13 protein-coding genes and 1 pseudogene are annotated in these 13,989 nt (G+C 70.6%); 13 read left to right on the top strand and 1 reads right to left on the bottom strand.

The window, feature by feature from the left end; all coding sequences use genetic code 11:
* Positions 1–13: 13 nt before the first annotated feature.
* Positions 14–1,213 (bottom strand): YihY/virulence factor BrkB family protein, encoded by a 1,200-nt coding sequence (locus R2B67_RS05520; RefSeq protein WP_317816700.1) that lies wholly within the window; start codon positions 1,211–1,213, stop codon positions 14–16.
* A 17-nt stretch (positions 1,214–1,230) separates the two neighbouring features.
* On the opposite strand from R2B67_RS05520, the pseudogene R2B67_RS05525 reads away from it, so the two are divergent.
* The 13 genes and pseudogenes from R2B67_RS05525 to R2B67_RS05585 all read left to right on the top strand — a co-directional run bounded on the left by R2B67_RS05525 (position 1,231) and on the right by R2B67_RS05585 (position 13,983).
* Positions 1,231–2,867: pseudogene (locus R2B67_RS05525) on the top strand (acyl-CoA dehydrogenase family protein).
* Between the two features lie 246 nt (positions 2,868–3,113).
* Positions 3,114–4,406 carry a helix-turn-helix domain-containing protein gene (locus R2B67_RS05530; protein WP_317816701.1) on the top strand — a complete coding sequence of 431 codons (1,293 nt, stop codon included), beginning with the start codon at positions 3,114–3,116 and terminating at the stop codon, positions 4,404–4,406.
* A 48-nt stretch (positions 4,407–4,454) separates the two neighbouring features.
* The gene (locus tag R2B67_RS05535) at positions 4,455–5,072 is read left to right on the top strand and encodes a GNAT family N-acetyltransferase (RefSeq protein WP_317816702.1); all 618 of its coding nucleotides are present in this window, start codon (positions 4,455–4,457) and stop codon (positions 5,070–5,072) included.
* Between the two features lie 176 nt (positions 5,073–5,248).
* On the top strand, positions 5,249–5,332 hold the full coding sequence (locus tag R2B67_RS05540) for a putative leader peptide (RefSeq protein WP_317824784.1): 84 nt from the start codon (positions 5,249–5,251) through the stop codon (positions 5,330–5,332).
* A gap of 115 nt (positions 5,333–5,447) precedes the next feature.
* Positions 5,448–7,145 (top strand): nitrite/sulfite reductase, encoded by a 1,698-nt coding sequence (locus R2B67_RS05545; RefSeq protein WP_317816703.1) that lies wholly within the window; start codon positions 5,448–5,450, stop codon positions 7,143–7,145.
* Positions 7,142–7,321: a hypothetical protein gene (locus tag R2B67_RS05550; RefSeq protein ID WP_007449013.1), complete on the top strand. Its 180-nt coding sequence runs from the start codon at positions 7,142–7,144 to the stop codon at positions 7,319–7,321. The genes R2B67_RS05545 and R2B67_RS05550 overlap by 4 nt, the downstream gene beginning before the upstream one ends.
* Complete coding sequence (locus tag R2B67_RS05555) at positions 7,318–8,034, top strand: phosphoadenylyl-sulfate reductase (protein WP_317816705.1); 717 nt, start codon at positions 7,318–7,320, stop codon at positions 8,032–8,034. Before R2B67_RS05550 ends, R2B67_RS05555 begins: the two co-directional genes overlap by 4 nt.
* Positions 8,035–8,057: 23 nt before the next feature.
* On the top strand, positions 8,058–8,603 hold the full coding sequence (cysC, locus tag R2B67_RS05560; protein WP_032775248.1) for an adenylyl-sulfate kinase: 546 nt from the start codon (positions 8,058–8,060) through the stop codon (positions 8,601–8,603).
* Positions 8,600–9,538 carry a sulfate adenylyltransferase subunit CysD gene (gene cysD / locus R2B67_RS05565; RefSeq protein WP_018514607.1) on the top strand — a complete coding sequence of 313 codons (939 nt, stop codon included), beginning with the start codon at positions 8,600–8,602 and terminating at the stop codon, positions 9,536–9,538. The genes cysC and cysD overlap by 4 nt, the downstream gene beginning before the upstream one ends.
* On the top strand, positions 9,539–10,876 hold the full coding sequence (locus R2B67_RS05570) for a sulfate adenylyltransferase subunit CysN (protein WP_026241948.1): 1,338 nt from the start codon (positions 9,539–9,541) through the stop codon (positions 10,874–10,876).
* A 230-nt stretch (positions 10,877–11,106) separates the two neighbouring features.
* Complete coding sequence (locus R2B67_RS05575; protein ID WP_317816707.1) at positions 11,107–12,222, top strand: aliphatic sulfonate ABC transporter substrate-binding protein; 1,116 nt, start codon at positions 11,107–11,109, stop codon at positions 12,220–12,222.
* A 41-nt stretch (positions 12,223–12,263) separates the two neighbouring features.
* Complete coding sequence (locus tag R2B67_RS05580) at positions 12,264–13,055, top strand: ABC transporter ATP-binding protein (RefSeq protein ID WP_018514603.1); 792 nt, start codon at positions 12,264–12,266, stop codon at positions 13,053–13,055.
* Entirely contained in the window at positions 13,042–13,983 is a 942-nt protein-coding gene (locus R2B67_RS05585) for an ABC transporter permease (RefSeq protein WP_317816708.1), read from the top strand. Before R2B67_RS05580 ends, R2B67_RS05585 begins: the two co-directional genes overlap by 14 nt.
* Positions 13,984–13,989 lie beyond the last annotated feature (6 nt).

Here is a 13,989-nt window from a genome sequence, read left to right on the forward strand (position 1 = left end):
GGTGCGAACAGGCTCAGGGAGACGGCGGTCCGGAGTCGTTCGTGGAGTGCCCCGACTCCTTGCCCGCCTTGCTGCCCTTCGGTTCCTTCTCCCAGGTCGACTGGAGCCGCGACTTGACGTCGTCGGGCGGCAGGAAGCGGGACCAGCGCTCGGGGAACTCCGAGGGCATGTACGCCGGGCCGTCGTCCTCGTCCTCGTCGTCGTCGGCCCCGTCGTAGGCGGCCGGGCGGGTGCGGGCGACGAACTCGGCGGCCTGCGCGGCCCGGACGCGTTCGGTGGCCTCGCGGGCGGCGGCGGTGGCGAGCGAGGGCCACACGTGGTCGATGGCCGCGTTGACCGCGGCGCCGACCAGGACGGCGAAGGCGGAGATGCCGATCCAGAGCAGGACGGCGATGGGTGCCGCCAAGGAGCCGTAGATCGTGGGGCCTTCGACGGTGTTCGTGAGGTAGATCCGGAGCAGGAAGCTGCCGAGCACCCACATCCCGAGCGCCACGAGCGCCCCGGGGACGTCCTCGATCCAGGGCGAACGGACGGGGACGGACACGTGGTAGAGCGTGGTGAGGAACGCGATCGTCAGCAATATGACCAGCGGCCAGTAGAGGACGGCGATGACCTCGGTGCCCCAGGGCACGAACTCGACGACCCGGTCGGGGCCGACGACGAGCAGCGGCAGCACCACCGCGCCCAGCAGCAGGGCGACGACGTACAGCAGGAAGGCGAGCAGGCGGGTCTTGACGATGCCGCGGTGGCCGTCGAGGCCGTACATGACGGTGATGGTGTCGATGAAGACATTCACCGCGCGGGAGCCGGACCACAGGGCGATGGCGAAGCCGATGGAGATGACGTCGGGGCGGGCGCCGGTGGTGACGTCGGCCAGCAGCGGTTTGGCGAAGTCGTTGACCCCGCGCTCGGAGAGCACGGTCTGCGAGGCCGAGAGGATGTTCCGCTCGATGGAGGCGACCGTGGTGGTGGTCGTCCACTCGTCCACGTAACCGAGCAGTCCGATGAGACCGAGCAGCAGCGGCGGCAGGGAGAGCAGGGTGAAGAAGGCCGCCTCGGCCGCCAGCCCGAGGATCCGGTACTCGATGCACGAGTTGACGGTGTCCTTGAGCAACTGCCATGCCATCCGCCGCTTGGAGACGTTGCGGTAGAGGACTCGGGCCCGGTGGAGCCGGCCCGGTGGCCGCTCGGGTGTTTCATTTGCTGCCTGCACCTCCTTACCGTATCGGCATGGCAGCCACCACCCACACAGTGACCAATCAGGTTCCGCCGCTGGTCGGCTATGACGTCTTCGCCGCGGACCGGGCCCTGTCCGAGGCCGTCGAGCGGCACATCGAACCGGGCGTCCTGCCCGCGGCGCGGGAGGAACTCAGCACGCTCGGGCAGTCGGCGGGTTCGGCTCAGGCTCAGGAGTGGGGTGCGCAGGCCAACGAGCATCCGCCCGTTCTGCGCACCCATGACCGGTATGGGCACCGGATCGACGAAGTGGAGTTCCATCCGTCCTGGCACCGGCTCCTGGGCCATGCTGTCGCCGCCGGGCTGACCGACGCCTGGGGCCGGCCGGCCGGTCATGTGCGGCGTGCGGCCGGGTTCCTGGTCTGGACGCAGGCGGAGGCGGGCCACGGCTGCCCGCTCTCGATGACGCACGCCGCGGTGCCCGCGCTGCGGACCGACCCGGTGCTGGCCGCCGAGTGGGAGCCGCGGCTGACCTCGTACGTCTACGAGGAGGGGCTGCGGCCCGCGCAGGAGAAGGCCGGGGTGCTCTTCGGGATGGGCATGACGGAGAAGCAGGGCGGCACCGACGTACGGTCCAACACGACCCGGGCGGAGCCGCTGTCCGGGGAGGGCGAGTATCTGCTCACCGGGCACAAGTGGTTCTGTTCGGCGCCGATGTCGGACGGGTTCCTCGTGCTGGCGCAGGCGCCGGGCGGGCTGACGTGCTTCCTGGTGCCGCGGGTGCTGCCCGACGGTACGCGCAACGTGTTCGCGATCCAGCGGCTGAAGGACAAGCTGGGCAACAAGTCCAACGCCTCCAGCGAGGTCGAGTTCGACGGGACCTGGGCCCGCCGGGTCGGCGAGGAGGGGCGCGGAGTACGCACCATCATCGAGATGGTGGCGGCCACCCGGCTGGACTGCGTGGTGGGTTCGGCGGCGCTGATGCGGCAGGCGGTGGCGCAGGCCGTCCACCACGCCACCTATCGCTCCGCGTTCGGCGGGCTGCTGATCGACAAGCCGCTGATGCGCAACGTCCTGGCCGATCTGGCGCTGGAGTCGGAGGCGGCGACCGTCCTGGCGATGCGGCTGGCCTCGGCGTACGACACGGACACCGAGGAGGAGCGGGCCTTCCTGCGGATCGCGGTGCCCGCCGCGAAGTACTGGGTCACCAAGCGGTGCACGCCGGTCGTCGGCGAGGCGCTGGAGTGCCTGGGCGGCAACGGGTACGTCGAGGAGTCGGGGATGCCCCGGCTGCTCCGTGAGGCGCCGCTCAACTCGATCTGGGAGGGCTCGGGCAACGTACAGGCGCTGGATGTGCTGCGGGCGCTCCAGCGGGAGCCGCAGGCGCTGGACGCGTTCCTGCGGGAGGTCGGGAAGGCGCGCGGGGCCGATCACCGGCTGGACGCGGCGATCAAGGACCTGCTGACCGAGCTGGCGGACCTGGAGGGATCGAGGCGCGGGCGCGGCGTCTTGTGGAGCGGATGGCGCTGGTGCTCCAGGGGTCGCTGCTGGTGCGGTGGGCGCCGCCGGAGGTTTCCGACGCGTTCTGCGCGTCGCGGCTGGGCGGGGACTGGGGCACGGCGTTCGGGACGCTGCCGCACAGTCTGGATCTGGCCTCGGTGGTGAACCGGGCCCGGCCGGTCGCGGAGTAGGCGCCGAGGGAAGCGACGGAGGGTGGTGCTGCGCCGACACGGCACCACCCTCCATGCTTGAACCGTGCCGCTCGCCGGGCACGGGCCCGGCGTACGGCACGCTCCCACTCTCGTACGGTTCGGTGCGGCATCGCCAGAGTTGCAAAGGGTTGCAACCATTGTGTGGACTGCGCGGTGGGTACGTCCGGGCAGCGGCAGGATGAGGCCGGAGAGCTCACAGTGTTTCGGGGGGAACGGGTGGGGACCATGAGTCGGACGAGTTCTGCCGGAGCGGTGCGCGTGATCGGCCAGGAGGCGGACCGCGCGACGCGGCTGCTCCACCGGGCCAGGGAGGCCCGGCTGGCGGGCGAGCGGTCCTCCGTCGCGCCACGGGCGGAGATCGACGCCTCGTGGGAGCGTGTCGTACGCAGCGGTATCGACCCCGAGCAGTCGCCGGAGAGCGAGCTGCTGGAGGCGGAGGAGATCGAGCACCGGCGGCACAGCACGGCCCTGGGTGAGGTGATGCCGCTGCTGCGGGCCGGGCTCGCGTCCATCGCCGACGCGGCGCAGCAGATCATGGTGGTCACCGACGTGGAGGGCCGGGTGCTGTGGCGCCAGGGCAACTCCGGGGTGCTCCACCGGGCGCACGACATCTGCCTGGAGGAGGGGGCGGCCTGGGCGGAGGGGGCGACGGGGACGAACGCGATCGGTACGGCGCTGGCGGCCCGCGCGCCGATCCAGGTCCACTCGGCCGAGCACTTCATCCGGGCCCTGCACAACTGGACCTGCGCGGCGGCCCCGGTCCGTGATCCGCGCGACGGGCGGCTGGTGGGAATCGTCGACATCAGCGGTCCGGCCTCCACCTTCCATCCGGCGACGCTGGCCCTGGTGGACTCGGTGGCGCGGCTCGCCGAGGGGGAGATCCGTACCCGTCATCTGGTGGCGATCGAGCGGCTGCGCGCGGTGGCGGCGCCGATCCTGTGCCGGCTGGGTGGCCGGGCGCTGGCGGTGGACACGCACGGGTGGCTGGCGGCGGTGACGGGGATGCCGCCGGTGGACCGGCTGCCGCTGCCGAAGTCGCTGGTGGCGGGGCGGGTGTGGTTGCCCTCGCTCGGGATGTGCCGGGTGGAGCCGCTGCCGGGCGGGTGGCTGGTGCAGGTGTCGGACAGTACGGCGGAGGGGGCGCCGCGCCGGGCGGTGCTCGACCTGAGCCGGCCGCGGGCGCTGGCCGTGCATCTGGTGGGGCCGCTGGGCACCTCGACGCAGCGGCTTTCGCCGCGCCACGCGGAGCTGCTGTACGCGCTGGCGGTGCACAGGGAGGGGCGCAGCGCCTCCGAGCTGGCGCAGGACCTCTTCGGGGACGCGACCCGGACGGTGACGGTACGGGCCGAGATCTCGCGGCTGCGGCGCCATCTGGCGGAGGTACTGGCGCACCGCCCGTACCGCTTCGGGGACGGGGTGGAGGTGGAGGTGGTCCACCCGGAGCACCCGGCCGACCTGCTGCCGCACTCGAAGGCGCCGGTGGTGACGGGGGCGCGGCGGGGGGCGGCACCGTCCTGACCGGGGGCGATGCGCGCACGAGAGCGGCGGCATGGTTGTCTGACCGGCATGAGCAACCCCGCGCAGCCCCCCGTGTCCGGTGCCGAGGCGACCGTGGCCACCGTCGAGGTCACCATCTGGTCGCTGGAGCAGACCTCGCCCGCCGATCTGCGGCCCGCCGCCGTACCGGAGGGCGATCTGCGCATCGTGCGGTCCGAGGTGGTGCTGCCGGAGTTCAGCCGGTTCCTCTACACGGCGGTGGGCGGCGACATCCGGTGGACCGACCGGCTGGGGATGACGTACGAGCAGTGGCGCGAAGAGCTGGAGAGGCCCGGGGCGGAGACCTGGGTGGCGTACGTGAACGGGACGCCGGCCGGGTACGTCCAGCTGGACGCGCAGGACGGCGGCGTGGTCGAGATCCTGTACTTCGGGCTGATCCCGGCCTTCCGGGGGCGGCGGATCGGCGGCCACCTGCTGTCGTACGGGGTGGAGCGTGCCTGGGACCTGGCGGAGCGCTGGCCCGAGCGGCCGCCGACGGAGCGGGTGTGGCTGCACACGTGCTCGAAGGACGGCCCGTACGCGATGGACAACTACCTGCGCCGGGGCTTCCGGCTCTTCGGCACGAAGACCGAGGTGGAGCCGGACGTGGCGACCCCGGGACCGTGGCCGGGGGCGTACGGCGCCTGATCCTCGTCCCGGCCCGTCGTCCGGGGCCTTCACCGGCCCCACCCGGGGGCAATTTGTCCCCATTGCCACGGACGTAACCTGTGACCGACACCACAGCGTCTCATCCTCCGAGACCATCTCGTCCACATCGTGGATAGTGGTGGACTGCCCCGAGATCCGCGTGACACGCTTCCGTCATGTCTGGAACTGGAATTGCCTTGGTGAGTCGACGCCACGTCGACCTCTGCCGCATGTCCAGCGCCATCTGTCCGGCGCGCTGAGAGTCCCAGCACCCCGCCGCACCCTTACCTCTGACACTGCCCCGCGCACCGCCGCGCCTCCGCGCGAGTGTGCTGATCAGAGCCGCCCTCCTGCAGTCCCGAAGGACGTACTGTCATGGCCGCTACCCCGGAACAGCCTGCGACCACCACGCCCCGCCGCAAGGCCGGACGCCACCGTGGCGAGGGTCAGTGGGCCGTGGGCCACCACACACCCCTCAACGGGAACGAGCAGTTCAAGAAGGACGACGACGGTCTCAACGTACGGACACGTATTGAGACGATCTACTCCAAGCGCGGTTTCGACTCGATCGACCCCAACGACCTGCGCGGACGCATGCGTTGGTGGGGTCTGTACACCCAGCGCAAGCCCGGCATCGACGGCGGCAAGACCGCTGTGCTGGAGCCGGAGGAGCTGGACGACAAGTTCTTCATGCTGCGCGTCCGGATCGACGGCGGCCGGCTGACCACGCAGCAGCTGCGGGTGATCGGGGAGATCTCCCAGGAGTTCGCGCGCGGGACCGCCGACCTCACCGACCGGCAGAACGTGCAGTACCACTGGATCCGGATCGAGGACGTGCCGGAGATCTGGCGGCGCCTCGAAGAGGTGGGCCTCTCCACCACCGAGGCCTGCGGTGACACGCCCCGCGTGATCCTCGGCTCCCCCGTGGCGGGCATCGCCGAGAACGAGATCATCGACGGCACGCCCGCGATCGACGAGATCCAGCGCCGCTTCATCGGCAACCCCGACTTCTCCAACCTGCCCCGCAAGTTCAAGTCCGCCGTCTCCGGCTCGCCGCAGCTGGACGTGGCGCACGAGATCAACGACATCGCCTTCGTCGGCGTGAACCACCCCGAGCACGGCCCCGGCTTCGACCTCTGGGTCGGCGGCGGCCTCTCCACCAACCCCAAGCTCGGGGTCCGGCTCGGCGCCTGGGTGCCGCTGGACGAGGTGGCCGACGTGTACGGCGGGGTCATCGGGATCTTCCGTGACTACGGCTACCGGCGGCTGCGCACCCGCGCCCGGCTGAAGTTCCTCGTCGCGGACTGGGGCGCGGAGAAGTTCCGCCAGGTCCTGGAGGACGACTACCTCCAGCGCAAGCTGGTCGACGGCCCCGCGCCCGAGCAGCCCGCCCAGACCTGGCGCGACCACCTCGGGGTGCACCGGCAGAAGGACGGCCGCTTCTACGTCGGCTTCGCCGCGCGGGTGGGCCGGGTCGACGGCACCACGCTCACCAAGATCGCGGAGGTGGCCGAGGCGCACGGCTCCGGCCGGGTGCGGACCACCGCCGAGCAGAAGATGATCGTGCTGGACGTGGCCGAGGAGCAGGTCGAGTCCCTGGTCGCCGGTCTGGAGGCGCTCGACCTGCGGGTCACGCCCTCCCCGTTCCGGCGCGGCACGATGGCCTGCACCGGCATCGAGTTCTGCAAGCTGGCGATCGTCGAGACGAAGGCGCGCGGTGCCTCGCTCATCGACGAACTGGAGCGCCGCATCCCGGAGTTCGACCAGCCGATCACCATCAACATCAACGGCTGCCCGAACGCCTGCGCCCGTATCCAGGTCGCGGACATCGGTCTCAAGGGCCAGTTGATGCTGGACGAGAACGGTGAGCAGGTCGAGGGCTACCAGGTGCACCTCGGTGGCGCGCTCGGTCTGGAGGCCGGGTTCGGCCGCAAGGTCCGTGGGCTGAAGGTCACTTCGGCCGAACTGCCGGACTACGTGGAGCGCGTGCTCGGCAAGTTCCAGGAGGAGCGCGAGGACGGCGAGCGCTTCGCGACCTGGGCGGCGCGCGCCAGTGCGGAGTCGCTGTCATGAGCGAGCGAGCCGCCCCGTTCTACTGCCCGTACTGCGGCGACGAGGACCTGCGCCCCAACGAGACCGGTCACGGCGCCTGGGAATGTGCCTCCTGCAACCGTGCGTTCCAGCTGAAGTTCCTGGGTCTGCTGACCCGGGGCGTGCAGCGCAACGACGGTGAAGGGGACCGGATATGACGGACACTCTGATCAGTGGAGAGCTCACCGACCGCGAACTCCAGGAGCTGGCCGAGCGCGCGGGCCGGGAGCTGGAGGACGCCTCCGCCACCGAGATCCTGAAGTGGGCGACCGACACCTTCGGGCCGCGCTTCTGCGTCACCTCCTCCATGGAGGACGCCGTGGTCGCGCATCTGGCCTCGCGGGTGATGCCGGGCGTCGACGTGGTCTTCCTGGACACCGGCTACCACTTCCCCGAGACCATCGGGACCCGGGACGCGGTGGACGCGGTGATGGACGTCAACGTCATCACCATCACCCCCCGGCAGAGCGTGGCCGAGCAGGACGCGGAGCACGGCGCGAAGCTGCACGACCGCGACCCCGACCTGTGCTGCGCGCTGCGCAAGGTCAAGCCGTTGGAGGACGGCCTGACCGCGTACGCCGCGTGGGCGACGGGGCTGCGCCGCGACGAGTCCCCCACCCGGGCGAACACCCCGGTCGTGGGCTGGGACGCCAAGCGCCGCAAGGTGAAGGTCTCCCCCATCGCCCGCTGGACCCAGGACGACGTGGACGCCTACGTGCTGGAACACGGGGTGCTCACCAACCCGCTGCTGATGGACGGTTACGCCTCCGTCGGCTGCGCGCCCTGCACCCGCCGGGTGCTGGAGGGCGAGGACGCACGGGCCGGCCGCTGGGCCGGCCGCGGCAAGACCGAATGCGGGCTGCACGGCTGATGACGACTGATCAGGAGAGTTCGATGAGCGTGACGGAGACGGGAGCCACGATCTGGCTGACCGGTCTGCCGAGCGCGGGCAAGACCACCATCGCGTACGAGCTGGCGGGCCGGCTGCGGACCGAGGGCCACAAGGCGGAGGTGCTCGACGGCGACGAGATCCGCGAGTTCCTCTCCGCGGGCCTCGGCTTCTCCCGCGAGGACCGGCACACCAACGTGGCCCGGATCGGCTTCGTCGCCGAACTGCTCGCCGCCAACGGCGTGAAGGTGCTGGTCCCCGTCATCGCCCCGTTCGCCGACAGCCGCGAGGCGGTCCGCAAGCGGCACGCCGCCGAGTCCACCACCTACCTGGAGGTGCACGTGGCGACGCCCGTCGAGGTGTGCTCCGTACGGGATGTGAAGGGGCTGTACGCCAAGCAGGCGGCGGGCGAGATCAGCGGGCTCACCGGGGTCGACGACCCGTACGAGGCGCCCGAATCGCCCGACCTGCGCATCGAGTCGCACCAGCAGACCGTGCAGGAGTCAGCGGCGGCGCTCCACGCGCTGCTCACCGAGAGGGGCCTGGCGTGAGTGCCGTCACCACCACCGTGTCCGGGGACACCGCGAACCCGTACGCGCTCAGCCACCTGGACTCCCTGGAGTCCGAGGCGGTCCACATCTTCCGTGAGGTGGCGGGGGAGTTCGAGCGGCCGGTGATCCTGTTCTCCGGCGGCAAGGACTCCATCGTGATGCTGCACCTGGCGCTGAAGGCGTTCGCGCCGGCGCCGGTGCCGTTCTCGCTGCTGCACGTGGACACCGGGCACAACTTCCCCGAGGTCCTGGAGTACCGCGACCGTACGGTGAAGAAGCACGGGCTGCGGCTCCATGTCGCCTCCGTGCAGGAGTACATCGACGCCGGGAAGCTCCGTGAGCGCCCCGACGGCACCCGCAACCCGCTCCAGACCGTGCCGCTCACCGAGGCGATCCAGCAGCACCGCTTCGACGCGGTGTTCGGCGGCGGGCGGCGCGACGAGGAGAAGGCCCGGGCCAAGGAGCGGGTCTTCTCGCTGCGCGACGAGTTCTCCCAGTGGGACCCGCGCCGCCAGCGCCCCGAGCTGTGGCAGCTCTACAACGGCCGGCACGCCCCCGGTGAGCATGTCCGGGTCTTCCCGATCTCCAACTGGACCGAGCTGGACGTCTGGCAGTACATCGAGCGCGAGGGGATCGAGCTCCCCGAGATCTACTTCGCCCATGAGCGCGAGGTCTTCTCCCGCAGCGGCATGTGGCTGACGGCCGGCGGCTGGGGCGGTCCCAAGGACCACGAGGCCACCGAGACCCGTCTGGTGCGCTACCGCACGGTCGGCGACATGTCCTGCACCGGTGCCGTCGACTCCGACGCCACCACGCTGGAGGCCGTGATCACCGAGATCGCCGCCTCCCGGCTCACCGAGCGGGGCGCGACCCGCGCGGACGACAAGATGTCCGAGGCCGCGATGGAAGACCGCAAGCGCGAGGGGTACTTCTAAATGACCACTACAGCTGAGCAGTTGAGCGCCACCACCCTGCTGCGCTTCGCCACCGCCGGGTCGGTCGACGACGGCAAGTCCACCCTCGTGGGACGTCTGCTGCACGACTCCAAGTCGATCCTCACCGATCAGCTGGAGGCCGTGGAGCAGGTGTCGCTGAGCCGCGGCCAGGAGGCGCCGGATCTGGCGCTGCTGACCGACGGGCTGCGGGCCGAGCGTGAGCAGGGCATCACCATCGATGTCGCCTACCGCTACTTCGCCACCACCCGGCGGCGGTTCATCCTCGCCGACACCCCGGGCCATGTGCAGTACACCCGGAACATGGTGACGGGCGCCTCCACCGCCGAGCTGGCCGTGGTCCTGGTCGACGCCCGCAACGGGGTCGTCGAGCAGACCCGCAGGCACGCCGCCGTCGCCGCGCTGCTGCGCGTCCCGCACGTCGTCCTGGCCGTCAACAAGATGGACCTCGTCGACTACGCGGAGCCCGTGTTCGCCGCCATAGCCGAGGAGTTCACCGCGTACGCCGCGTCGCTCGGCGTCCCGGAGATCACCGCGATCCCCATCTCGGCGCTGGCCGGGGACAACGTGGTGGAGCCGTCCGCGCACATGGACTGGTACGGCGGGCCGACCGTCCTGGAGCACCTGGAGACGGTCCCGGTCAGCCATGACCTCACCGCCTGCCACGCGCGGTTCCCCGTGCAGTACGTGATCCGGCCGCAGACCGCCGAGCACCCGGACTACCGGGGGTACGCCGGTCAGATCGCCGCCGGGGTCTTCCGGGTCGGCGAGGCCGTCTCCGTACTCCCCTCGGGGCGTACGACGACGATCACCGGCATCGACGCGCTCGGCGAGAGCGTGGACATCGCCTGGGCGCCGCAGTCGGTGACGCTGCGGCTGGCCGACGACATCGACATCTCGCGCGGCGACCTGATCGCCCCGGCCGCCGACGTGCCGCCGGTCACCCAGGACATCGAGGCGACCGTCTGCCACGTCGCCGACCAGCCGCTCTCGGTGGGCCAGCGGGTGCTGCTGAAGCACACCACCCGTACGGTCAAGGCGATCGTCAAGGACATCCCGTCGCGGCTGACCCTGGACGACCTCTCCCAGCACCCGGCGCCCGGACAGCTGGTCGCCAACGACATCGGCCGGGTCGTCGTGCGGACCGCCGAGCCGCTCGCGCTCGACGCGTACGAGGACTCGCGGCGCACCGGCTCGTTCCTGCTGATCGACCCGGCGGACGGGACGACGCTGAGCGCCGGCATGGCGGGCGCCGCGTTCGCCGCGGTCGCCGAAGCCGTCGCGCAGGCCGCCGACGACGACGCCGAATGGGACTTCTGATGACCGGTGACTTCTTCTCCACCTTCGCGAAGGAGGGCGGCCGCGTGGGCAGCGGCGCCCTCGGCAGCGGCCAGGGAGGCGTGGGGCGATGTGCGTGATGACGTACGCGCACCGCTCGCGCGCCCTGAACCCCCCGCACCCGTACCGCCGAAGACCTGCCGATCTCCCGGCCGCGCCCCCCTGACCATCAGCGGGACGCGAGTACCGGGCCAACGAGAGGAAAGCCTCCCGTGCCTGCCCACCGTTCCACCGTTCGCCGCTCCATAGCCGCTGTCGCGGCCCTGCCGCTGCTCGCCCTGGCCGCCACCGCCTGCGGTTACGGCTCCGACGCCAAGGACGACGACGCGAAGAAGGCGAACGTCTCCGCCGGAGGGAAGAAGCTCTCGGCGGACACCGTGAAGATCGGCTACTTCCCGAACCTCACGCACGCCACCGCCCTGGTCGGTATCCAGGAAGGCACCATCCAGAAGGAGCTGGGCGGCACCAAGGTCGAGTCCACGACCTTCAACGCCGGCCCCTCCGAGATCGAGGCGCTGAACGCGGGCTCCATCGACATCGGCTTCATCGGCCCCTCCCCCGCCATCAACGCCTACGTCAAGTCCCAGGGCAAGGGCCTGCGGATCGTGGCCGGTTCGGCCTCCGGCGGGGTCAAGCTGGTCGTCAACCCGAAGAAGATCAAGACCCTGGACGACCTCAAGGGCAAGCGGATCGCGACCCCGCAGATCGGCAACACCCAGGACGTGGCCTTCCTCAACTGGATCTCCGAGAAGGGCTGGAAGGTCGACCCGCAGAGCGGCAAGGGCGATGTCTCCGTGGTCCGCTCGGACAACAAGGTGACGCCCGACGCCTACAAGTCCGGTTCGCTGGACGGCGCGTGGGTCCCGGAGCCGACGGCCTCGAAGCTGGTCTCCGAGGGCGCGAAGGTGCTCCTCGACGAGAAGGACCTGTGGCCGGACAAGAAGTTCGTGATCACGCACATCATCGTGTCGCAGAAGTTCCTCGACGCGCACCCCGACGTCGTCGAGGCCGTGGTCAAGGGTTCGGTGTCCACCAACAAGTGGATCAACGCCAACCCGGAGGAGGCCAAGACCTCCGCCAACAAGGCGCTGGAGAAGCTGAGCGGCAAGCCGCTGCCGAAGGAGATCCTCGACCCGGCGTGGGAGTCCGTCGAGTTCACCAACGACCCGCTGGCCACCACGCTGAAGACCCAGTCGGAGTTCTCGGTGAAGGCCGGTCTGCTGGAGGACCCGAAGCTGGAGGGCATCTACGACCTGGGCCCGCTGAACAAGATCCTCAAGGCTGAGGGTCAGCCCGAGGTCTCCGACGCCGGTCTCGGCGTCAAGTAACCCGCCCGTACAGGATCCAGGTTTCCCAGGAGGTGACGACCATGGCTACCACCACCCTCACCAAGGCCGAGGACCGTACGACGGTCGAGCACGCCGCCCGTCTCGCGCACGTCTCGAAGTCCTTCGCCGGACCCACGGGGCAGCAGCTCGTCCTGGACGACATCACCCTCGATGTCGCTCCGGGTGAGTTCGTCACCCTCCTGGGAGCCTCCGGGTGCGGAAAGTCGACGCTGCTCAATCTGGTGGCCGGACTCGACCGCCCGTCCGCGGGGTCCATCGAGACCCCCGGCGGGCGGCCGGCCCTGATGTTCCAGGAGCACGCTCTCTTCCCGTGGCTGACCGCGGGCAAGAACATCGAACTGGCCCTGCGGCTGCGCGGGGTCCCGAAGTCGGAGCGTCGCACCGAGGCCGAGCGGCTGCTCGAACTCGTCCGTCTCGGCGGCGCGTACGGCAAGCGGGTGCACGAGCTGTCCGGCGGTATGCGGCAGCGGGTCGCGATGGCCCGCGCGCTCGCCCAGGACAGCCAACTGCTGCTGATGGACGAGCCGTTCGCGGCGCTGGACGCCATCACCCGCGATGTGCTGCACGACGAACTGACCCGGATCTGGCGGGAGACGAACGCCTCGGTCCTCTTCGTGACGCACAACGTGCGCGAAGCCGTACGGCTCGCGCAGCGCGTCGTGCTGCTCTCGTCCCGGCCGGGCCGCATCGCCCGCGAGTGGACGGTCGACATCGAGCAGCCGCGCCGCATCGAGGACACCGCCGTGGCGGAGCTGTCCGTCGAGATCACCGAAGAACTGCGTGGGGAGATCCGCCGACATGGCCAGCACTGACATCACGTCGAGCCGGAAACGGCCGGACGGGACGGCTGAGCCCGTCGACGCGAAGCCCGACGGCGCGAAGCCCGACGATCTGGCCGGTCTGGAGGCCGGTCTCGACGCCCTGGACGCGGTGCAGATCCGCCGCACCCCGGTGCGCGAGGTCCTGAAGAGCAAGGTCCTGCCGCCCGTGGTGGCGGTGGCGCTGGTCCTGATCGTCTGGGAACTGCTGGTCCGCGCCGAGGTCACCGAGGTCTACAAGCTGCCGCCGCCGTCCGCGGTGTGGGACAGCGCCACGGACATGTGGCTCAAGGGCACACTCCTGGAGGTCGTCTGGACCAGCGTCTCGCGCGGTCTGCTCGGCTTCCTCCTCGCGGTGGCCATCGGTACGCCACTGGGGCTGCTGGTCGCCCGGGTGAGGCTGATCCGGGCGGCGATCGGGCCGATCCTGTCCGGGCTCCAGTCGCTGCCGTCGGTCGCGTGGGTGGCCCCGGCGGTCATCTGGCTCGGGCTGAACGACAGCATGATGTACGCGGTGATCCTGCTGGGCGCGGTGCCCTCGATCGCCAACGGGCTGGTCTCGGGCGTCGACCAGGTGCCGCCGCTGTTCCTCCGGGCGGGCCGCACACTCGGCGCGACCGGGATCCGGGGCACCTGGCACATCGTGCTGCCGGCCGCGCTGCCCGGTTATCTGGCGGGCCTCAAGCAGGGCTGGGCGTTCTCCTGGCGCTCGCTCATGGCCGCCGAGATCATCGCCTCCTCCCCCGAACTAGGTCTGGGGCTGGGGCAGTTGCTGGAGAACGGCCGCAGCAACTTCGACATGCCCGGGGTCTTCCTCTCGATCCTGCTCATCCTGTTCGTCGGCATCGCGATCGACCTGCTGATCTTCAGTCCGCTGGAGCGGTGGGTGCTGCGCAGCCGAGGCCTCCTCGTCAAGAACTGAGTCACG

Origin of the sequence: Streptomyces cyaneofuscatus (assembly GCF_033109485.1) — a bacterium.
Lineage (GTDB): Bacteria > Actinomycetota > Actinomycetes > Streptomycetales > Streptomycetaceae > Streptomyces > Streptomyces cyaneofuscatus.

Coding starts and splice junctions, on each gene's coding strand:
- R2B67_RS05550 (WP_007449013.1), top strand. CDS start 7,142: ATGAGCGAGCGAGCCGCCCCGTTCTACTGCCCGTACTGCGGCGACGAG.
- R2B67_RS05545 (WP_317816703.1), top strand. CDS start 5,448: ATGGCCGCTACCCCGGAACAGCCTGCGACCACCACGCCCCGCCGCAAG.
- R2B67_RS05555 (WP_317816705.1), top strand. CDS start 7,318: ATGACGGACACTCTGATCAGTGGAGAGCTCACCGACCGCGAACTCCAG.
- cysC (WP_032775248.1), top strand. CDS start 8,058: ATGAGCGTGACGGAGACGGGAGCCACGATCTGGCTGACCGGTCTGCCG.
- R2B67_RS05540 (WP_317824784.1), top strand. CDS start 5,249: ATGTCTGGAACTGGAATTGCCTTGGTGAGTCGACGCCACGTCGACCTC.
- R2B67_RS05570 (WP_026241948.1), top strand. CDS start 9,539: ATGACCACTACAGCTGAGCAGTTGAGCGCCACCACCCTGCTGCGCTTC.
- R2B67_RS05530 (WP_317816701.1), top strand. CDS start 3,114: ATGAGTCGGACGAGTTCTGCCGGAGCGGTGCGCGTGATCGGCCAGGAG.
- R2B67_RS05580 (WP_018514603.1), top strand. CDS start 12,264: ATGGCTACCACCACCCTCACCAAGGCCGAGGACCGTACGACGGTCGAG.
- R2B67_RS05585 (WP_317816708.1), top strand. CDS start 13,042: ATGGCCAGCACTGACATCACGTCGAGCCGGAAACGGCCGGACGGGACG.
- R2B67_RS05535 (WP_317816702.1), top strand. CDS start 4,455: ATGAGCAACCCCGCGCAGCCCCCCGTGTCCGGTGCCGAGGCGACCGTG.